Source organism: Nocardiopsis sp. NPDC055551 (genome assembly GCF_053619415.1).
The window spans coordinates 449,816-469,035 of the sequence record NZ_JBSHJJ010000001.1 but is presented as its reverse complement, the minus strand read 5'-3'; the positions used below and the strand labels follow the sequence as shown (position 1 = coordinate 469,035).

Below are 19,220 nucleotides of genomic sequence, written 5' to 3'. Positions count from 1 at the left end.
CCAAGAAGCACTCAAACAATAGAACCAAAACAGCCGCACGCCAATTTCTATCACTCTCCTTCATGAAGGATCCGATTCCCGCGTTGTTTCTCCGTATCCTGGAGTCAGGGAACGTAGGTACGGCCTCCTTCGTTGTGAAGGTAGCCATCGGTTCCGGCAGCTTCCACCTCAGCCCTCCCACTTTCGGCCCTGGTCCAGCTCAGACCAGCGATGTAGACACTCAGCACCGAACCAGAATCCATGGGGTACGGCATGAACGTCCAACTGTCAGTTCACGGTCCGAACAACATCACCGAGCTCACATCGCTACATCGTTGGTTGAAGGCGAAGGGGGGAGAACTGCGCACCGCGGGCATCGCGATGGAACAAACGGTCGAAACCCCCGAACGACCGGACACCATGGGCGGTACCTTTGAAATTGTCCAGTTCGCCTTCGACGCCGTGGCCCAATACGGTGCGCTCGCCGTGGCGATCGCGTCCTGGCGCCGCGCCTACCCCTCGCGTTGCTCGTTCACGCTTGAGCGAGGTGACATCAAGATCACCCTCACCGAGGTAGAGCTCCGTGACATGTCCACGGTTCTACGTGCCCTCGAAGAACTGAGCGAGGAGGACGACCCCGGGGAGGAAGGGGAGGAAGAGGAATGACGGCACAGACGCCCTCGGAGCCGCTGGACACGGCGGAGAACGGGCCAGGTCGGCTGGATCCGACACGGTCGGCGTGCATCCTGATCGGAGTCGATGACTATCAGGATCTGCCGATCCTGAGGTCCGTGGAACGGAATCTGGATGACCTCAAAGGCATCTTGACGGACCCGGACATCTGGGGAATCCCCAATGATCGGATCTGGGTGGTGCGGAACCCCTCCCGAGCGGGCGATCTGACCGGTCCCGTGCGTGAAGCCGCAGAGCAGGCCGAAGACACCTTACTTGTCTACTACGCCGGACACGGTCTCTTGGAGTTCGGTGACGACCAACTCTTTCTGACACTCACGACTTCGGTGCACGGTCACAGGGAAACCTCGCTCGCATATGGGGTACTCCGCGAGATTCTCAGGGATTCCAGAGAAAGCGTCAAACGGCGAATCGTGATCCTTGACTGCTGCTACAGCGGCAAAGCGCTGGACGGAGCGATGGCCGGCGCCGGAACGACCGTTCCGGACAAACGGCAGGTCGAGATCGAAGGTTCTTACGTACTGACCTCCACCACTGACAAGGAGAAGGCCGAGGCTCCTCCGCGATCTGTACACACCGCCTTCACCGGGGCACTCATCGATGTTCTCGCCCACGGTGATCCTGAGGTCAGGCAAGAAGAACTACTCACTCTCAACCAGGTCTATGCCCTGCTCAAAAGGAGACTGCTCAAGAAAGGCCTTCCTGAGCCACAACGACTGGATGAGAACGGTGTTGGAAACCTATTCTTCGTCCGCAACCGGCAGAACCCGCCTCCCGGCCCGCAGCCCGCCGCGACCGCGTCACGCCGCACGATGTTCATCGCAGCCACCACCGCCTTGCTCCTCGGTCTCGCTCTTGGGGTTGTGAGCGGCTATCAAGTGCGCGAATGGAACGATCCGCTCTCCGGTACCGCACCGATCCCCGGCCCCTGTGATGAGGAGGGTCGGGCACAACTCCTCGCTGTCTCGGATGAACTCGATCAGCCACCCCAGAACGAGTACATGGGGAGTCCGGTCGCAGGCCTCTCCGCCCTCGCCCTCACAGGGGACGACTCCCAGGCACTCGTCCTCCGCGACAATGAGCCCGCCCAGTTCTTCACCCTCACACTCGGAGACGCAGAGGACCTGGAGCCCACTGTCACCGGCATGACGGCGCTGTACGGGCCGGACGGCGAGCAGTTCGACGAATTCGACGGCGAGGGGTTGGTCATCGAAAATGGCGGCGAAACCATCCTGGTCGCCGCGGAGGGCCAACCCTCCATCCGCCGGTTCGGGATCGATGACGGCAAGCAGATCGGCGACCAGCTCCCTCTCCCAGAAAGTTTCCGTCCCGCCCCGGATGGAGAAGCGCAGCGCGGGCGCAATCTCGAATCCCTCACCGTTACCCCCGACGGGAACTACCTGTACACGGCTTTGGAGGGCCCACTACTCAGTGACGAAGACGTACACGGACGCCACCAACTACGGATCCAGCGCTATCGGGGTGAGCCCGGAGGCGAATACGAGCTCGACAGCCAGTACGGATACCGGACAGAAGTGGGCCTCTATCTCGTGGAGCTGGTCGCGATCAACGAGAACCGCCTGCTCGCCCTCGAACGTGGCCACCTCACCGGGCTTGGGAGTAGCATCCGCGTCTATGAAGTGGACCTCGGCGAGTCACCAGACGTGACCGGCATGGCTCTGCGCAAGGACACCGTCGACCTACTCACGCAGAAGAAACTCCTCTTCGACATGGCTGACTGCCCCGAGGGCGATATCGTCTCCAAGCAGACCCAGCCGAACCAGATCCTGGACAACGTCGAGGGCATGGCTCTGGGCCCTGAGGTGGAGGAAGGGCCGTACAAGGGCCGGCGCACCCTCTATCTCGTCTCCGACAACAACGGGCGCGACGCTCAGACGACCCGCCTCTACTCGCTCGCCGTCAGTCTTGGCTGATCCCGAAAGCCCTTCGGGTAGGTGACCGGGTTCTGGGGCCGGAGAGGAAACGTGGTCAGGTCCCTTCGGGGGGTTCCCGGTTGGCTACGCCAGTGCATCGAGGCGATCATCTAGACGTTGAAGGACCAGCTCGGCCTGGAGCGGCACCGTGCCCGGACCACCGAGGGGTTGTGGGCCCGGGTGTGCCAGAAAATCTGCGCGCTAAACGCATCGATCTGGCACAACTGGCTGACCGGTGCCCCGGTCAAGCGGTCGCTGATCGCCTACGACGACTGACCAGGACACCAAACCTCCATCAACGATCCAGCGGTAGCCGGTGGCTTGGGAGATGTGGTTGTCCCTGGACAGAGCATCGATGGCCGTGGCATCACGAAACCACCGCGAGATCAGGGCCGCCTGCTGTTGGCCTCGTGAGGTCGTCCCATATCTGGGCTGCTTCTGACGGCACCCTGATTCAGGGTGCGAGATGGTAGCCGGCACAACGGGGTGCCCCGGGTTGTCCACAGGCCAGGTGATGCGCGCCGGCATCGCCCGGCCTGGGTACGGGGAGGGTCAGATCAGGACCGGGTTCAGGTTCGGGTTCGTCGGATTCAGGTAGGGCCGTAGGAACGGGGTCGGTTCGGGGTGCGGTTCCGGTTCGGGTTCGGGGGTCAGAAGTCGGGCGAGGGTCGCGGCGTCGGGCACCTCGGCCAGGCCGGAGGGGGTGGCGATCCAGAAGGACTGGGTGGCTTCGCCGAAGTAGATGAGCAGGTGGCTGTTCTGGGCCTGGATCTGAGCGGCTTGGGCGTGTTCGCGGGCGTACTCGGAGCGGTGTCCGCCCAGGCGGGGCAGGGTGCGGGCGCGTTGGGTGCGGCAGGTGCGGTGGGTACAGGTAGCGCAGGCCGGGCCGGTGGTGGGTGTCGGGCGCGGTGGGGTGGGGGTGAAGGTCGTGCCGGTGGAGTGGGTGGGGCGGGTGTCCACGGGGCGACGGGGTGCGGGGATAGAGTGGTTCATCAGATCCTCGTTTTCCTTACTATGCAACGTTTGGGTGTTCGGGGGTTCAGGGCCCGGAAGAGCGTTGGCGCGCTCTCCTGGGCCCGTCTCATGTCTGCGACACGTCGATCAGTTGTGGGCGGCGGTGTTCCAGCCGCCGGCGGTCAGGTCGTAGGCCAGGTAGAGCCAGACGGTGCGGTACTCGGCGTTGCCGTTGTCGCCCCAGGTGGTGGCCAAGGCATCGACCATCGCCAAACCGCGCCCGGATTCGGCTCCCAGGTTCAGGCCGCCCGGGTTCGGGATGAGGCGGGTGTTACGGGTGCACAGTCCGCCTCGGTCGCGGCAGGCCAGGCGCAGTCCTTCCTTGTCGCGGTGCACCCGCAGGGTGTAGGTGCCGCCGGGTTGCCCGGAGAGGCTGTGGCGGAGCGCGTTGTTGGCGAGTTCGCTGCCCAGCAGGGTGAACAGGTACCGGTAGTCGCCTGTTTCGGTGGCTGCGCAGGTGTCCAGGAACGCCCGCACCAGCGGCATAAGGGCAGGGACGCCGGCGAAGTCGTAGCTGCGCGCCCGGTAGTTGGGACGCTCCGGGAGACCGGAGAAGTAGTGGCGCTGGAAGGGCCGGATGAAGCTGGCCAACGGCACCGTGGCTTCTCCCCGAACCGGGACCGGGGCGGTGGGCGCGAAGACGGTTTCGGGCATGACGAACACACTCCTTGGCATGGCTGGACACATGAGTCGGGGGATCGTGCGAAGCGCCCGTTGGAGGAGTCTCACGGAGGCCGTGATGCGCGGAACGGGCAAGGCATAGCCTGGACAGATGAACCCTGAGTGATACACCCGTCACTGACTACACCCCCATCATGAAGCGCGATATACATGCTGTCAATGTCAAAACTCGATATACGAAAACTTTCTGGATAGGCTTCCCCCATGAACCATCCGATCAGTCCCACCGTGCGACGACGAAGGCTCGCCCGGGAGCTCCGCCGCTTGAGAGAGGATCGCGGCCTCCAACTCTCCGCAGCCGCCAAGGAAGCTTCCGTCCCTCCCTCCACACTGAGCAACATCGAGTCCGCTGAAGCCCGCCGCGTCAAGCCCCGCGACATCGATGCACTCGCTGAGCTTTATGGAGCTTCCGCTGACATACGCGCCGCCCTCCAAGAACTGGCTCAGGAGTCGAAGGAGAAGGGCTGGTGGTCAAAGTACAAGGATGTGTTCGGCGGTAACGCCCTGCCAGACTTCGAGGTTGAGGCTTCGATGATCCGCATGTATCAGTGCCAGGTCATCCCCGGCCTGCTTCAGACGCCGGACTACGCTGAAGCCGTCTTCCGTGGCGGAGGTACCTACACAGATGAAGAAGTCAGGCGCCATGTCGACGCTCGTATCCAGCGTCAGCACGTTCTCTCCAGACACAATCCGCTACACCTGTGGGCGGTGATCGACGAAGCAGCCTTCCACCGGCAGGTGAGCGACCTGTCCGTGATGCAGGAACAACTTCAGCACCTGATCAACATGGCGATGCGTCATAACGTGAACATCCAGGTCTTGCCGTTTCAGGCTGGTATGCATGCAGCGCTATCCGGGTCGTTCTTTCTCCTGGACTTCCCTAGCGAGCCCGATCCGAGCATCGTCTACACCGAGACCTCGACGGACAGCCTCTTTGTCCAAGAGAGTGCCTCAGTACAGCGATATGTAACGATCTTCTCTAACCTGAACGCAGCCGCTCACCGCCCAGCGGAGAGTATTCAGTTCCTACAGCAGACCCTGGAGTCGTACACACAGCATGTCCACGACTGACGATCTGACCTTCTTCAAGTCCAGCTACAGCGGCGACCGCGCGGAGTGCGTAGAGGTTGCACACACCCCCACCAAATTCCAAAAGAGCAGCTACAGCGGCGCTGGCCAGAACTGCGTCGAGGTGGCCGAACTCCCCTGCGGCGCAGTCATCCGCGACTCCAAGCACCCCGCCAACGGCCACATCCCCTTCTCTTCCTCCGAGTGGGACGCCTTCCTCACCACCGCCCGCGCCCCTCAGTCCTGACCCGGCCTGACCCCGCCCACATCCGGCTCTGAACTGCGATGATCTTGCTTGTAGCGCCCATTCGGGCGCCCAAATGGGCGCTACGAGCAAGGTCGTCGCCAAAGGGCGCCAGAGCCGGCCACCGCTAGGACGGAACCCCCGCCGGGTCGTCCCCCTCCCCGAACAGCGGTCAGACCTTGCGGCCCACGCCCCCGTACTGGTCGACCTCGACCGGCTCCTCTTCGCCGGTGAGGGCGGGCCGCCAGCGGGTCACCGAGACCACGCCCGGATCGAGGAGTTCCAGACCCTCCAGGTACCCGGCGATCTGTTCGGGGCTGCGCGGGATGTAGGGGACCGCGCCGCCCTCGTTGTACTCGTCTTGGGCCTGAACGTTCTCCTGGCTGTGCACGTTGCTGCCCTCGCTGATGGTGAGGTGACTGCCCGGGGGCAGGCCCGCCAAGAGCCGGCGCACGATGGAGACGGCCTCGTCGTACTCCTGGACGTGCCCCAGGACCCCCATCAGCATCAGGCCCACCGGCCGTTCCAGGTCCAGCAGTCGTCCGGCCTGTTCGAGGATGGCTTCGGGCTTGTACAGGTCCTCGTGCACGTACCAGGTCCGCCCTTGGGGCGTGCTGGTCAGCAGGGCGCGCGCGTGGGTGAGGACGAGCGGGTCGTTGTCCACGTAGACGATCCGGGCGTCCGGAGCCACCGCCTGGGCCACCTCGTGGGTGTTCTCGGCGGTGGGAAGCCCGGTACCCACGTCCAGGAACTGGCGAATACCGCGCTCACCGGCGAGGTGACGGACGGCGCGCCCTTGGAAGGACCGTGAGGAGCGCGCCATGCGAGCGATACCGGGGAAGACCTTCAGGAACCGGTCCCCCGCTTCTTGGTCGACCGGATAGTTGTCCTTACCTCCGAGCCAGTAGTTCCACACCCGGGCCGAATGCGGAACCGTGGTGTCGATGTCCGTGTCCTTTTCGTTCATCGCGTCCCATCGTCGGTCGGCGTGTCATGGATGTTCCGATCCTACGGACCCTGCACCACACGCAAACCCCTACGCCGCAAGGGATTCCAACGCATCGAACGGAACGGGTGGTGTCCGGTTCCGGGACCACCCGCGGGATGGGACAAAAATCCCGAAACTCCCTTTACACTTGTCCCGCCCACCAGCCGCCCACGTAGTTCAGGACACGTGTGACCACCTGCCCCCACGCTCGATTGTTCGATCCCGAGTACCACGCCGCCCCCCACACGATCCACCGTCACCTGACCACTGAGCACGGCGGCGTTCATCCCGCGGAGATCGCCCCCGGCGTCAACGCATGGATCGTCACCGACTACGCCACCATCACGGCCTGGTGCCGCGACACCCGGACCTTCCGCCGCGATTCACGGCTCTGGCGCGACTGGAGGGAAGGCCGCGTCCCCGACGACTCCCCCGTCGCCGCGATGATGGCCCACCGCCCCAACCTGTTGTACGCCGACGGCGAGGAGCATGCCAGGCTCAAGCGGGTCGTGGTGGACTCCCTGGGGCGAGTGCCCGAGAGCCGAGTCGGTGACGTCACGCGACGACACGCCGACGCGCTCATCGACGCCTTCGTCGAACGGGGCGAGGCCGACCTGGTCGCCGAGTACACCCGGATGCTGCCCCTCATGGTGATGGCCGACCTGTTCGGTTTCTCCAGGGACGTGGCCGAACGGGTCCTCACCTCCATCAGCGAACTGTGGGACGGGACCGACGTCCTGCGCGCCAACCAGGAGTACGAGCGGGCCCTGTCCGACGCCGTCTCCGCCAAGCACGCCGAACCCGGCGAGGACATCACCACGTGGCTTCTCCAGCACCGGGCGGGGCTCTCCGACGAGGAGATCCTGCACCAGATGGTGGTGACCTTCGGTGCGGGCGCCGAACCCACCGCCAACCTCGTCGCCTCCAGCGTGCACGTCCTGCTCACCGACCCCGAGACCGCGAGTGCCCTCGGCGGCACCCGGGTCGGTGTGGCCGAGCTCGTGGACCAGGTGCTGTGGCGCGAACCACCGATCACCAACTACCCGGTGCTGTACCCGACCCGGGACGTTCCCGTCGAGCGCGGCGGCGTGATCAGGGCCGGAGAACCGATCCTGCTCGGTTACGCCGCGGCGCACCACGCGATGGCCGGCGCCTCCGATGACGTCGAACGGCACAACCGTGCCCACCTGGCCTTCGGTGTGGGTCCGCACCGCTGCCCCGCGCGCGGGTTCGGCCAGGCCATCGCCGAGGTCGCCGTCCAGTCACTGGTCCAGCGCCTGCCCCGACTCCGGCCGAGCGATCCGACCCCGCACTGGCGGGTCTCGCCGTTCGCCCGAGCCCTGTCCACCCTGCCCGTCACCTTCACACCCGGCATTTCGAAGGGAACCCCGTCATGGCAGAACAGCGCCCCGTCCTCCTCCCCCAGGACCTCCCCCGACAGGCCGCCCGCCTCCGCGAGCTCGGACCCGTCGTCGAGGTGGAGATCGTTGGTGGGGTGGTTGTTCGGGCGGTGACCGACCACGCGGTGCTGACCGAGGCGCTCGCCCACCCCGGGGTGCGCAAGGAGCTGCGGCACTGGCGGGCGTGGAACGACGGCGAGATCCCCATGGACTGGCCGCTGGTGTCGTGGGTGGCGCCCGACAACATGCTCACCGCCGACGGTGACCGGCACCGCCGGTTGCGCACACTGGTCTCTCAGGCGTTCACCCCGCGCCGGGTGGAGGCGCTGCGGCCTCGGGTCCGGGAGATCACCTCCGAGCTGTTGGAGGAGATCACGGCGGCCGGGACGGAGACGGTGGACCTGAAGGAGGCACTGGCCCTACCACTGCCCATCACCGTCATCTCCGAACTGTTCGGGGTGGCCCCCGAGCACCGGGACGTCCTGCACCGGATGATGCACACGGTCTTCGACGCGAGCACCACCCCCGAAGAGGCCGTCCGCCTCCACGGCGAGATGCAGACGTTCCTGGCCGACCTGGCCGCGGCCAAGGCGAAGAACCCCGGTGACGACCTGACCAGCGCCCTGTTGGCGGCGCGGGCCGAGGGCGAGGAGCGGCTCTCCCAGAGCGAACTGGTGTGGACGCTCATCTTGATGATCGGCGCGGGCTACGAGACCACGATGAACCTCATCGGCAACTCCGTGCACGCGCTGCTCACCCACCCCGACCAGCTGGAACTGGTCCGCTCCGGCCGGGCCTCGTGGTCGGACGTGGTGGAGGAGACCCTGCGCTGGGACGCGAGCATCCAGTACCTGCCGCTGCGCTACACCGCCGAGGAGGTCACCCTGGGCGGCGTCACCGTGCCGGCCGGGGAGGCCCTGCTCATGGGCTTCGGCCCGGCCGGGCGTGACCCGAAGCACCACGGTGCCGACGCCGAGGGGTTCGACCTGACCCGCGAGCAGCGCGGCCACCTGGCGTTCTCCTACGGGCCGCACTTCTGCCTGGGCGCGGGTCTGGCCCGTCTGGAGGGGACGACCGCCCTGGAGATGCTCTTCGAGCGCTTCCCCGGTCTGGCCTTGTCCGGGGAGGCCGTGCGCGAGCCCTCCATCGTGGCCAGTGGTTGGTCCGTCCTGCCCGTCCGCACCTCCTGAACCCCCGGCCCTGGGCCGGGGACGCGACCATGTGTCCATCGGCCCGGGGTCGTCCACACCCGACCGGGTCAGACCCGGGACGTTCGAAGGTCCACCGGGTCGAGCGCGGTGGGCAGGTGGCGGCGCCACGACAACGCCACCACCACGACGCTCAGGATTGCGAGCGCGACCCCGACCGCGAACATGGTCGGGTAGTCGAACCGGCGGGCCAGCCCCGCCAGCACCGCGGGGACGAAGAAGCCCAGGTAGGCGAGCGAGTAATAGACGGCGGTGAGCCCGGCCAACCGGTCGGGCCCCGCGATGCGCTGGACCTCTTGGAGACCGGAGACCAGCAGCAGTCCGTAGGCGGCGCCGAGCACCGCGGCGGCCACCAGCGCCATCGGGACGGTCAGGGTGCTCGCCGCCCGAACGGCCAGGGCCATGCCGAGCGCGGTCAGTCCCAGGGCGAGCACGACCGCCCGGGAGGAGTGCGGGCTGTCCACCCACTTGGCCGCCTGCTGGCTGAGGACACCGCAGGCCAACGCCACCAGGCACAGCAGTCCAGAGAAGCCGACCTCGTAGCCGGGCACCCGGTGGACGACCAGGTTGGGCAGGACCGCGTAGGCGGTGGCCGAGGCGCCGAAGACCCACGGTGCCATGGGCACGACCACCAGTAGGAACCGGCGATGCAGCGCGGCCGGGACCAGCATGTCGTCCAGGAGACGCCCCGAAGCGGCACCGTCTCCACGCGCCCGTGGAGAGTGGGTCTCGGGGGCGCCCAGCATGACCACCGCCAGGATCACGGTGAGCACGATGTTGACCACGTACGGCAGGACGGCCGACAACGGGGAGAACTGGGCGATGGCGGCGGCGGCCACGGCCCCCAACAGGAACCCGAGGGTCAACGAGAGCGAGGCCCGGACCGCCCCGGCCCCCGCCGACGCCTCGGGGTCGAACGGCGCCTGGGACAGTTCCTTGACCCAGCTCGTGCCCACCGCCATCACCAGGCCGAGCGCCAGTCCCGAGAACACGCGTCCGGCGAACAGCAGGGCCACCGAGTCAGGGCCCGAGGCCAGCAGGGCGCTGCCGATCACGCACAGGATCGGTGCCGGGGTCATGAGGGGGCGGCGCCCGTAACGGTCGGACAGCGGGCCACCGACCAGTAGCGCGGGCACGATCCCCAGCACGTAGGCGCCGAGCAGGATGTTCACGACCTGCACGCTCATGCCGCTGTCGAGGCGGTACATGACCAGCAGCGGCGTGAACTCGTTGCCGCCCCAGGCGACGGCGACGAGCATCCCGCAGGCGGCGAGCCACCCGGGAAGTCGACGTCGGGCGGTCCCGTCCGCGTTCCTTCGATCGCGTGCGGGCCGGGGTCTGTGGGCCTCGATCGTGGCCATGGTCGCTGTTTCCTCCTGCGTTTCGGGGTCAGGGAGGGGGTCGGGGTCGGATTCGTGTCCGAGGGTTCAGGGGGCGGGGGTCACACGGTGGAACCGTGGATGTCGTTCAGGTGCTCGGCGGTGGCCTGGGCGAACCCCTCGGCGTCGCCCGCCTCGATGAGCTCCGTCAGCCCGGCGTGCTGGGCGAGCACGAGTTCCGCCCGGTCGGTGTCATCGCTGATCGACTGCGTGGTCATCCGCCGGTGGCGGTCCTGGAGGAGTTGGTAGAAGTTCTGGAGGATCGAGTTTCCGCCGGCCGCGACCACCTCCCGGTGGAACTCGACGTCGGCGCGGGTGAAGGCGGCGAGGTCGTCCGTCTCCCAGGCACGCCTTTGCGCTTCGGTCACCTCGCGCAGGCGTCGCACCAGGCGCTTGGAACCGCTCTTGGACGCGCACACGCTCCGGACCGCGGCGGACTCGATGATCTGGCGCGCCTGGAGCACCTCGCGGAACTCGTGCGGCGGCACCGGCCGGACCATGGCGCCGCGTTTGGGGTACAGGCGCATCCAGCCCTCGGCCTGGAGTTGCAGGAAGGCCTCGCGCACCGGGGTCCGGCTCATCCCCAGTTCCGTGGCGATCCCTCCTTCACTGAGCATGCCGCCGTCCTCGTACTCCCCGTCGAGGATCCGGTCGCGGACCACGGTGTAGGCCCTCCCGGCCGCCGATTCGGGGGTGGTGGCCGCTCCGACCACCGGCCCTTGCCCTTCGACACCACTCGCGCTCACGAGACCTCCCAGGTTGGATACAACATAGATACTAGTCGTACACCAGGAGCTTCCGGCCGTGGAATCGATACCGTACGGCTGAGACCAAACCCACCTCACCCGCACTCGGGTTTCGCGGCGCCGATGGCCGACCATGGGGGCATGCGCCTTTCCCTTCTTCGTCACGGTCAGACCCCCTCGAACGTCGCCGGTCTCCTCGACACGCTCGCCCCGGGGCCCGGACTCACGACCCTGGGCCACCGCCAGGCCGCCGCGGTGCCCAACGCGCTCCAGGAACGCGAGATCGACGCGCTCGTGGTCTCTCCGCTGCTGCGCACCCACCTCACCGCGGCTCCCCTGGTCGACGCCTTCGGCAAGGAGGCCGTGATCATGGAGGGGGTGAGCGAGGTCGAGGCCGGTGCACTGGAGATGGGCGCGGATCCGGCGGCGCACCGGACCTACGTGGACACGGTGTTCGCCTGGGCCCGCGGCGACGTGGATCTGCGTATGCCGGGTGGTTCGGACGGGCGCGCCTTCTTCGACCGCTACGACGAGGCGGTGCGTCGAATCGCCGAGCAGGGGTGGGAGGACGTCGTCGTGGTCTCCCACGGCGCCGCGATCCGCTCCTGGGCCTGCGCACGCGTCGCCGAGGTCGACGTCACCTCGGTCGCGCGCACCCCGCTGGCCAACACCGGCCTGGTCGAGATCGAGGGCGACCCCGACTCGGGTTGGCGCCTTCTCGGTTGGAGCAGCGGCCCGGTCGGCGGCGCCCACCTGCTGAACCAGGACGGCAGCGACCCGACCGGCGAGGCCGTCAGCGCCTGAGCCCGATCGACCGGAACGGTCGACCTGATACGACTCGTCACCGCGCGCTCGACACACGAGGTCAGATTTCCATAACGTTCGGTCGACCCATCGCGCATTGACCGGACAGCACGAAGCAATGGTGGCATGATGACGGGCACGAGGCGGGCGGAAGCCGTCACCACTTCCGCCGCCGATTCGCGTGAGAAATCCCCGCCGACCGCACCTGCCACAGCGGTCGCCCTTCTCCGCACCCGCACATCGCACGATATCCGCGCCGTAGGCCGTCCTTCGGCGTATTGGCGATCGCGCACGGCGATCAGCCATCGGTGACCCGTAATCGCCCTCTTGGCCTGTGTTGTTCGAAAAGGTGGTTCCCACATGTCCCGGCCCCGTCGTCGTTCCGCGTTGCTCCCGACCCCGAGCTGGGGGTGGCAGGACGCCGCAGCCTGCCGAGGCGAGGACCTCGCGCTCTTCTTCGGTCCCGAAGAGGAGTCCTGGCCACAGCGCGAGATGCGTGAGCGCCGGGCCAAGCAGGTCTGCGCGGGGTGCCCGGTGCGCACCTCCTGTCTGGACCACGCGGTCTCACGCCCGGAGAAGTACGGCACCTGGGGCGGCCAGAACGAGGACGAGCGCACCTCCGAGCGTCGCCGTCGTCTGCGCCGCGCCAACGCCGCCTGAGTCCTTGGAGGGTCTTACCCCACGCTCCGGCCCCGCGCTCGGTTGAGCGCGAGGCCGGAGCGGTATCGACACGGGTCAGCGTTGCCAGCTGCGCCAAAGACGTGCGTAGCGGCCCTCCAGGGCGACCAGTTCCTCGTGCGGCCCCTGCTCCACGATCCGGCCCTGGTCCATGACGACCACCCGGTCGGCGGTGGCCGCCTGGGTGAGCCGGTGGGCGACCACCAGGGTGGTGCGGCCCTTGGTGGCGGCCACGGCGGCCTCCTCCAGTCGACGGGCGCCGGAGCTGCCGGCCTCGGCGGTGGCCTCGTCCAGTACCGCCAGGTCCGGGTCGGCCAGCGCCAACCGGGCCAGGGCCAGGTGCTGGGCCTGCTCGGCGGTGAGGGCGTGTCCGCCCTCGCCCACCACGGTGTCGATCCCCTCGGGCAGGGCGCGCACCCAGTCCAGGGCGCCCACCGTCTCCAACGCCTCCTCGATCTCGGTGGCGGTGGCCTCGGCCCGGACCAGGCGCAGGTCCTCCAGGAGGGTTCCGGCGAACACGTGCGTCTCCTGGCTGACCAGGAACACGTGCTCGCGCACCCGCCGCTCCCCCATCTCCTCCAGGGGGATCCCGCCCAGGTACACGGTGCCCGAAGTGGGTGTGCGCAGGCCACTGACCACGGCGGCCAGGGTGGTCTTTCCGGCGCCGCTGGCCCCCACCAGGGCGACGCGCTCGCCCGGGGCGACGGTGAGCGAGACCCGGTCCAGGGCCTTGGGCGCGTCGGTGGCGTAGACGTGGCTCACCGCGTCCACGTGCAAGGACGACCCGGCCGGCCCCTCCTCGGCACCGGGGTCCTCCGCCTCCGGCAGGTCCACCACCCCGGCCAGGCGGGCCAGGCTCGCCCCCGCCTGCTGGACGTCGTTGAAGGTCATCACCAGGAACCCGACGGGTCCGAACAGCCGGTGGAAGTACAGGGCGGCGGCGGTGACCATCCCGACTGTGGCCAGGTCACCGCGCACCAACCAGAACCCGACGACGAGCACGGTGCCCAGGCCGACCAGTTCGGAGCCGTTCATGCGGGCTCCGAGCCTGGTGAACAGGCGGAACACGTCCAGGGTGAGCCGCATGGCGCTCAGCGAACGGTCGGCGATGCGTTCCTCGTGTTCGGCCTCCAGCCGGTAGGCGCGCACGGTGTCGCGTCCGCGTAGGGCGCCCATCATGGCGTGCGAACGCTCGCCCATGGCCACGCGTTCGCGGGCGTAGAAGGGGCCCGAGAGCGGCATGTACCAGCGCACCGCCCACACGTAGAACGGCAGGGCGGCCAGTCCGGCCAGGCCCAGACGCCAGTCCAGGGCGGCCATGCCCGCGGTGGTGAGCACGACGGTGGCCAGGGCGGTGACGACCTCCGGACCGTTGCGGGCGATGGCGTTGGTGACCACGGCGACGTCGTCGCCCACGCGGGAGAGCAGGTCCCCGATGCGCACGCGTTCCAGACGGACGGCGGGCATGTGCAGGACGCGGCGCATGACGCGTTCGCGCAGGCGGGCCAGGATGGTCTCGCCGAGCCGGCTGACCTGCCAGGCCCCCAGTCCGACGAGGACGCCACCGATGGCCGCGGCGGCGGCGATGAGCGCGGCCGAGCGCAGGATGGCCTCGGCCCCGGCGCCGTCGTTGATGTCGTCGACCATGCCGCCCAGTACCCAGGGGGCGACGAGTCCGGCGGCGCTGCCGGCAAGGACGGTGAGCAGCGCCAGGGCGGAGGTTCCGGGGCGGGCGCGCAGCCCTTGGAGGAACACCGCCCAGGTGCGGCGGGCCGTGGCCGTGGGCAGCAGTTCGGTGGTCGCGGTCGGGGTTCGGGGGCCTTCGAGGGGGTCCTCGACCTCGTGGTGGATGGTTTCGGTGCTCAACGCAGGACCGCCTCGCGGTAGTGGGGGTCGTCCTCGGCCAGTCGGATGTGGGTGTCCTGCGCGCGCACGCGACCCTCGCGCAGGACCAGGACGCGGTCGGCGCGGGCGAGCAGCGCCGGGCTGCTCGCGATGACGATGGTGCCGCCGCCGTGGGCGGCGCGCAGCGCGGCGGTGCCCTGGGCGATGGCCTCCTCGGTGACGGCGTCGACCGCGGTGGTGGGGTCGTGCAGGACGAGCACGGGCGGGGCGGCGGCCAGCGCGCGGGCCAGGGCCACGCGTTGGCGTTGGCCGCCGGAGAGGTTGCCGGCGCGGTCGGTGATGGGACGGTCGAGGCCGTCGAGGTGGCCGGTGACGAGTTCACCGGCGGCGGCCGCGTCGAGTGCGGTGAGCAGGTGGTCCTCGTCGAGGTCGCCGGTGGTCAGGTTGGAGCGCAGGGTGCCCTCGAACAGGAAGCTGCCGTGTTCCTCGACCAGGACGGTACCGCGCAGGGAGGCAAGGTCGAGTTCGGCGAGGGGGACACCGGCGACCAGGGTGGTTCCGCGGGCGTCGGCGGCGCGACCGGCCAGGAGGTCGACGAGGGCCTCGGCGTCGCGGGGGTCGGTGGCGAGCACGCCGAGGAACTCGCCGGGGCGCAGGGTGAGGTCGACGCCGTCCAGGGTGCGGTGGCCGACCGCGCGGAGTTCGACCAGGGGTTCGTGTTCGGGCGGGCCTTGGGGCAGGTCTCGCTCGCCGGGGGTGACGGCGTCGGGGGCGTTGAGCAGCCGCACCAGGCGTCGAGCGGAGGCTCGGGCGATGGCGAACATCTGGCCGACCATCCCCAACCCCTGGATGGGTTCGGCGAGGAACTGGGCCAGGCCCACGACGATGATGAGTTCGCCGATGGTGAGGTGTCCTTGGAGGGCCATCCATCCGGAGGCACCGGCCACGCAGGCCAGGAAGACGGCGCCCGACGCGGTGACCAGTCCCTTGTAGACGCCGTTGCTGGCGGCGGCGCCGACCGACGCGGTCAGGGCGCGGTCGCTGGACCGGCCGTAGCGCAGGGAGGCGTTGTGGCGGGCACCGATGCCCATGAGCACGCGCAGGCCGCCGACCAGGTCGGTGGCCATGGCGGTGGCGCGCGCGGCGGTGGCCTGCTTGGCCTCGGTGCGTCGGGCGATGCGTGCGGCGGGCACACGCAGCAGCAGGAGCATCAGGGGCAGGCCCAGGAGCACTCCGAGACCGAGCGGGACGTTGATGGTGAGCAGCACGATGGTGGTGACCACGATCGCGGTGACCTGGGCGATGCCCGCGGCCCAGGCGCGGGCGTAGGTGGCGGCCTGTTCGGCGTCGGAGGTGGCCACGGACAGTAGTTCGCCGGAGCGCAGACCGCTGCGTTGTCCTCGCGGATGCAGGACGCGGCGGGCCGATTCCAGGCGCAGCAGGTGGGCCTCGCGTTCGACGACGCCCAGGGTGAGGCGGGCGCCGGTGCGGTAGGCCAGGGCCAGGCAGGTGAAGAGCAGGATCAGCCCGGACACGCACCACAGCAGGGCGGTGATGTCGCCGGTGGCGACGGCCGTGTCGATGGTGAGGCCGATGACGACGGGGACGAGCACCTCGCACAGTTGGTGCGTGGACAGCAGGGCGACGCCGAGGGTGATGCGGCCGCGATGCCGGCGCAGGGAGCGTGAACGTAGGGCGGACGCGCTGGTGGGGACGGGTGCGGATGAGGTGGGGGAGGCGGGTTCGGGAGCGGCCCGTCCCTCGGCTGTGGTCATGTTCGTCCGTCGTCCCTGATCGTCGTTTTCTCGGTGGCCGCCCGGGGTGGTCGATCCTCGGGCAGGGTAGCCGGGTCGGGTGGCACACCCGACCATGGGATGTGCGATTCGACGCCGTATGCCCGCTTCTCCCGGCAGACCATCGGTAAGCCTAACCTCACTCACGGTGGGTGTCGACGTGCCCGGGAAGCCGCCTGGCCCCGGACCCTTACCAGGGCACGGACCCTCGGTATAATCGGGGTTGTCTCCGTCACAGTGCGGGGTCCTCCCCCGATGCGCCCGACCCTCGCATCGGCCTACGTTGATCGGACGGGTTCCCTTCCCGGAACCCACGGACCGGTACTCCAGCGGCCGGACGAGGCAGGGAGATCACGGTGGAGACGAAGGGCTCCTTATATCTGCGCTACGCGTACAACGACCTGACCGGGAACAAGGGCGTGCACCTGGCGCTCCTGGTGGTCCTGACGCTCAGCGCGTTCCTCATGGCCACCGGCGCCATGGTCATGGAGCGCATGCTCGGGTCGGTCGACGAACTCTTCGAGCAGGCCAGACCGCCCCACTTCCTGCAGATGCACGTCGGCGACATCGACACCGACGCACTGGAGCGCTTCGCCGGCCGGCACCCGGAGATCGAGGCCTGGCATGTCGTCGAGGCGGTCGGATTCGACGGCGCGGCCCTGTCCTGGGAGCGCTCCCCCACCGGTGAGTCCGGCGACCTCTCCGACAGCCTCATCGACCAACTCTTCACGACCCAGAACGAGGAGTTCGACCTCCTCCTGGACGAGACCGGCGCCGCCCCGCACCCCTCCCCCGGCGAGACCTACCTCCCGGTGGCCCACCGCACCGCCTTCGACCTGCGGGTCGGCGACGTGCTCCGGATCGCCACCGACTCCGGTTCCCTGGAGCTGCGCGTGGCCGGGTTCGTGCGCGACGCGCAGATGGCCTCGTCATTGTCCTCGGCGACCCGATTCGTGGTCTCCGAGGCCGACTTCGAGACTCTGGAGGACGCGGGCGGCGGCGCCCCCGAGAGCATCGTCGAGTACCGACTGAACGACGCCGGTTCGGCCGCCGACCTCCAGCGTGCCTATGAGGCCGATGAGGCGCTGCCCAAGAACGGACAGGCCGTCACCTACCAGATGATCCGCCTGGTCAACGCGTTCGGCGACGGACTGGTCGCCGTGGCGCTGGTGTTCGTGAGTCTGCTGCTCATCGTGATCGCGCTGCTCAACGTGCGCTTCGTGATCCGCGGGACCTTGGAGGACGAGGTCCGCGAGATCGGCGCGATGAAGGCCATCGGTCTGCCCGATCGGGCGATCTCCGGGCTGTACCTGACCAAGTACGGCGTCCTGACCGCCCTGGCGTGTGTCCTCGGAGGTCTGTCGGCGATCGTGGCCACGGGTCTGCTCACACGGGGCGCGCGGGTGGACTACGCCGACGCGCCGCTGGGCCTCGCCTCGTTCGTGGCGCCGGTGGCCGCGCTCGCCCTGGTGTACGCGTTCGTCCTACTGCTGTGCCGTGCCGTCCTGCGCCGGGTGCGTCGAATCGAGGTCGTGGGCGCCCTGGTCCATGGCAGTGTCCTGGACGAGGAACGGGCCGCGCGCCGGGACCGGAGGCGGGCGCGACGGGTGCGCGGCACCGCCCTCGCCTCGACCCGTGGGCTGGGGGTGAACGGCCGTCTGGCCCTGCTGGACCTGCGCGCCGAGGCCGGCCAGTGGGTACTGCTCCCCCTCGTGTTCTTCCTGGCCACCGTGTTGATGACGCTGCCCGCCAACCTGCTCGGCACCTTCGAGAGCCCTCGCTTCGTCACCTATATGGGGGCCGCGGAGAGCGACCTGCGCGCCGACCTGCTCTTCTCCGAGGACGTCGACGAGGTCCGCGACGAACTGCTGAGGAGCATGCGCGAGGACGAACGACTGACCGACGTGCGCGCCTTCTCCACCCTGTTGTACGAGGCCGAGGGCGAGGAGGGGTGGGAGACCCTGCGGGTGGAGGTGGGCGAGCACGACCCCGACGCGATCGCGTACGCGCGCGGCGGGAGCCCCGGCCCCGGCGAGATCGCCCTGTCGGTGCTGAACGCGGACGCGTACGGGCTCTCGATCGGTGACGGGTTGGCCGTGCGCCGAGGTGGGGAGGAGACCACGCTCACCGTCAGCGGCGTATACCAGGACGTCACCAGCGGAGGGTTCACCGCCAAGGCCCATGGTGAGGAGGCCACCGGGGCGGCGGGCCACATGGTCTACGCGAACACGGTCCCGGGTACCGACGCCGCCACGATCGCGACGGAGTACGACGAACGCTTCGACACCGCCACGGTGATCCCGATGCGCGAGTACGTGCGCCAGACCCTGTCGCAGGTGACCGGCGCCCTGCAGGGCGCCGCCCTGGTCTCCTTCGTCTTCGCGCTCGGGGTCGCGGCGCTCATCACCGGCCTGTTCCTGCGGCTGCGCCTGACGCGGGAGCGCACGCGGATGGGCGTACTGTCCGCGATCGGCTTCTCCACCGGGGAGATCATCGCCCAGGTGCGCGGCAAGACCTTCCTCGCCGTGGTGGTCGGCACCGTCCTGGGCACGGTGTTCGCGGCCACGGCCGGGGAACCCATGGTCGGTTCGCTGCTGTCCGCGGCGGGATTGGGGCTCGCGCACCTGGAGTTCCTGCCGAACCCGTGGCTGGTGTACGTGGCCTATCCCCTGGCCCTGATCACCACCGGACACCTGATCGCCGTGGCGCTCACCGCGCCGCTCCGCCGCGTGGACAAGAGCACGTGGCTCCGAGGTTGAGAGGCCC

The 19,220-nt window shown here is 68.6% G+C and carries 16 protein-coding genes and 1 pseudogene; 10 read left to right on the top strand and 7 right to left on the bottom strand.

All coding sequences use genetic code 11. The annotated features are described in order from the left end of the window. Nucleotides 1-252: 252 nt before the first annotated feature. The 3 genes and pseudogenes from ACWGSK_RS01890 to ACWGSK_RS01880 form a co-directional block, all read left to right on the top strand. The gene (locus ACWGSK_RS01890) at nucleotides 253-645 is read left to right on the top strand and encodes an effector-associated constant component EACC1 (protein ID WP_358509611.1); all 393 of its coding nucleotides are present in this window, start codon (nucleotides 253-255) and stop codon (nucleotides 643-645) included. Continuing rightward, complete coding sequence (locus ACWGSK_RS01885) at nucleotides 642-2,606, top strand: caspase, EACC1-associated type (protein ID WP_452454992.1); 1,965 nt, start codon at nucleotides 642-644, stop codon at nucleotides 2,604-2,606. Before ACWGSK_RS01890 ends, ACWGSK_RS01885 begins: the two co-directional genes overlap by 4 nt. A gap of 75 nt (nucleotides 2,607-2,681) precedes the next feature. Next, nucleotides 2,682-2,882 (top strand): annotated as a pseudogene (locus ACWGSK_RS01880) (hypothetical protein); the annotation flags it as partial. A 276-nt stretch (nucleotides 2,883-3,158) separates the two neighbouring features. Here ACWGSK_RS01880 and ACWGSK_RS01875 read toward each other — a convergent pair. Then, nucleotides 3,159-3,599, bottom strand: coding sequence for a hypothetical protein (locus ACWGSK_RS01875; protein ID WP_452454991.1), 441 nt, complete (start codon nucleotides 3,597-3,599; stop codon nucleotides 3,159-3,161). A gap of 108 nt (nucleotides 3,600-3,707) precedes the next feature. Beyond that, entirely contained in the window at nucleotides 3,708-4,274 is a 567-nt protein-coding gene (locus tag ACWGSK_RS01870) for an ATP-binding protein (RefSeq protein WP_452454990.1), read from the bottom strand. Nucleotides 4,275-4,505: 231 nt separating this feature from the next. On the opposite strand from ACWGSK_RS01870, the gene ACWGSK_RS01865 reads away from it, so the two are divergent. Both ACWGSK_RS01865 and ACWGSK_RS01860 read left to right on the top strand, forming a co-directional pair. Next, complete coding sequence (locus ACWGSK_RS01865) at nucleotides 4,506-5,372, top strand: helix-turn-helix domain-containing protein (protein ID WP_452454989.1); 867 nt, start codon at nucleotides 4,506-4,508, stop codon at nucleotides 5,370-5,372. Then, the gene (locus ACWGSK_RS01860) at nucleotides 5,359-5,616 is read left to right on the top strand and encodes a DUF397 domain-containing protein (protein WP_452454988.1); all 258 of its coding nucleotides are present in this window, start codon (nucleotides 5,359-5,361) and stop codon (nucleotides 5,614-5,616) included. The genes ACWGSK_RS01865 and ACWGSK_RS01860 overlap by 14 nt, the downstream gene beginning before the upstream one ends. Before the next feature lie 169 nt (nucleotides 5,617-5,785). On the opposite strand, the gene ACWGSK_RS01855 is transcribed toward ACWGSK_RS01860, so the two are convergent. Continuing rightward, nucleotides 5,786-6,580, bottom strand: coding sequence for an SAM-dependent methyltransferase (locus tag ACWGSK_RS01855; RefSeq protein ID WP_452454987.1), 795 nt, complete (start codon nucleotides 6,578-6,580; stop codon nucleotides 5,786-5,788). Between the two features lie 209 nt (nucleotides 6,581-6,789). Between ACWGSK_RS01855 and ACWGSK_RS01850 the strand changes: the two genes are divergently transcribed. Continuing rightward, on the top strand, nucleotides 6,790-8,115 hold the full coding sequence (locus ACWGSK_RS01850; RefSeq protein ID WP_452454986.1) for a cytochrome P450: 1,326 nt from the start codon (nucleotides 6,790-6,792) through the stop codon (nucleotides 8,113-8,115). Then, complete coding sequence (locus tag ACWGSK_RS01845) at nucleotides 8,097-9,191, top strand: cytochrome P450 family protein (RefSeq protein WP_452454985.1); 1,095 nt, start codon at nucleotides 8,097-8,099, stop codon at nucleotides 9,189-9,191. Before ACWGSK_RS01850 ends, ACWGSK_RS01845 begins: the two co-directional genes overlap by 19 nt. A 68-nt stretch (nucleotides 9,192-9,259) precedes the next feature. Here the strand turns inward: ACWGSK_RS01845 and ACWGSK_RS01840 are convergent, their stop codons facing one another. Both ACWGSK_RS01840 and ACWGSK_RS01835 read right to left on the bottom strand, forming a co-directional pair. Next, nucleotides 9,260-10,570: an MFS transporter gene (locus ACWGSK_RS01840; protein WP_452454984.1), complete on the bottom strand. Its 1,311-nt coding sequence runs from the start codon at nucleotides 10,568-10,570 to the stop codon at nucleotides 9,260-9,262. Between the two features lie 80 nt (nucleotides 10,571-10,650). Further along, complete coding sequence (locus ACWGSK_RS01835) at nucleotides 10,651-11,334, bottom strand: GntR family transcriptional regulator (RefSeq protein ID WP_452454983.1); 684 nt, start codon at nucleotides 11,332-11,334, stop codon at nucleotides 10,651-10,653. 141 nt (nucleotides 11,335-11,475) lie between these two features. On the opposite strand from ACWGSK_RS01835, the gene ACWGSK_RS01830 reads away from it, so the two are divergent. After that, nucleotides 11,476-12,138, top strand: a complete 663-nt coding sequence (locus ACWGSK_RS01830) for a histidine phosphatase family protein (RefSeq protein WP_452454982.1) — start codon at nucleotides 11,476-11,478, stop codon at nucleotides 12,136-12,138. A gap of 360 nt (nucleotides 12,139-12,498) precedes the next feature. Beyond that, the gene (locus ACWGSK_RS01825) at nucleotides 12,499-12,798 is read left to right on the top strand and encodes a WhiB family transcriptional regulator (protein ID WP_358509580.1); all 300 of its coding nucleotides are present in this window, start codon (nucleotides 12,499-12,501) and stop codon (nucleotides 12,796-12,798) included. Nucleotides 12,799-12,873: 75 nt separating this feature from the next. Here the strand turns inward: ACWGSK_RS01825 and ACWGSK_RS01820 are convergent, their stop codons facing one another. Next, nucleotides 12,874-14,682, bottom strand: a complete 1,809-nt coding sequence (locus ACWGSK_RS01820; RefSeq protein WP_452454981.1) for an ABC transporter ATP-binding protein — start codon at nucleotides 14,680-14,682, stop codon at nucleotides 12,874-12,876. Beyond that, on the bottom strand, nucleotides 14,679-16,436 hold the full coding sequence (locus tag ACWGSK_RS01815; RefSeq protein ID WP_452454980.1) for an ABC transporter transmembrane domain-containing protein: 1,758 nt from the start codon (nucleotides 16,434-16,436) through the stop codon (nucleotides 14,679-14,681). Before ACWGSK_RS01815 ends, ACWGSK_RS01820 begins: the two co-directional genes overlap by 4 nt. Nucleotides 16,437-16,810: 374 nt before the next feature. Here ACWGSK_RS01815 and ACWGSK_RS01810 point away from each other — a divergent pair, with 374 nt between their 5' ends. Beyond that, on the top strand, nucleotides 16,811-19,213 hold the full coding sequence (locus tag ACWGSK_RS01810) for an FtsX-like permease family protein (RefSeq protein WP_452454979.1): 2,403 nt from the start codon (nucleotides 16,811-16,813) through the stop codon (nucleotides 19,211-19,213). Nucleotides 19,214-19,220 lie beyond the last annotated feature (7 nt).

What these genes read in the sequence shown, in the direction of transcription:
- ACWGSK_RS01825 (WP_358509580.1), top strand. Translation starts at nt 12,499, where the DNA reads ATGTCCCGGCCCCGTCGTCGTTCCGCGTTGCTCCCGACCCCGAGCTGG.
- ACWGSK_RS01855 (WP_452454987.1), bottom strand. Translation starts at nt 6,580, where the DNA reads ATGAACGAAAAGGACACGGACATCGACACCACGGTTCCGCATTCGGCC.
- ACWGSK_RS01890 (WP_358509611.1), top strand. Translation starts at nt 253, where the DNA reads ATGAACGTCCAACTGTCAGTTCACGGTCCGAACAACATCACCGAGCTC.
- ACWGSK_RS01840 (WP_452454984.1), bottom strand. Translation starts at nt 10,570, where the DNA reads ATGGCCACGATCGAGGCCCACAGACCCCGGCCCGCACGCGATCGAAGG.
- ACWGSK_RS01885 (WP_452454992.1), top strand. Translation starts at nt 642, where the DNA reads ATGACGGCACAGACGCCCTCGGAGCCGCTGGACACGGCGGAGAACGGG.
- ACWGSK_RS01865 (WP_452454989.1), top strand. Translation starts at nt 4,506, where the DNA reads ATGAACCATCCGATCAGTCCCACCGTGCGACGACGAAGGCTCGCCCGG.
- ACWGSK_RS01815 (WP_452454980.1), bottom strand. Translation starts at nt 16,436, where the DNA reads ATGACCACAGCCGAGGGACGGGCCGCTCCCGAACCCGCCTCCCCCACC.
- ACWGSK_RS01860 (WP_452454988.1), top strand. Translation starts at nt 5,359, where the DNA reads ATGTCCACGACTGACGATCTGACCTTCTTCAAGTCCAGCTACAGCGGC.
- ACWGSK_RS01875 (WP_452454991.1), bottom strand. Translation starts at nt 3,599, where the DNA reads ATGAACCACTCTATCCCCGCACCCCGTCGCCCCGTGGACACCCGCCCC.
- ACWGSK_RS01870 (WP_452454990.1), bottom strand. Translation starts at nt 4,274, where the DNA reads ATGCCCGAAACCGTCTTCGCGCCCACCGCCCCGGTCCCGGTTCGGGGA.
- ACWGSK_RS01830 (WP_452454982.1), top strand. Translation starts at nt 11,476, where the DNA reads ATGCGCCTTTCCCTTCTTCGTCACGGTCAGACCCCCTCGAACGTCGCC.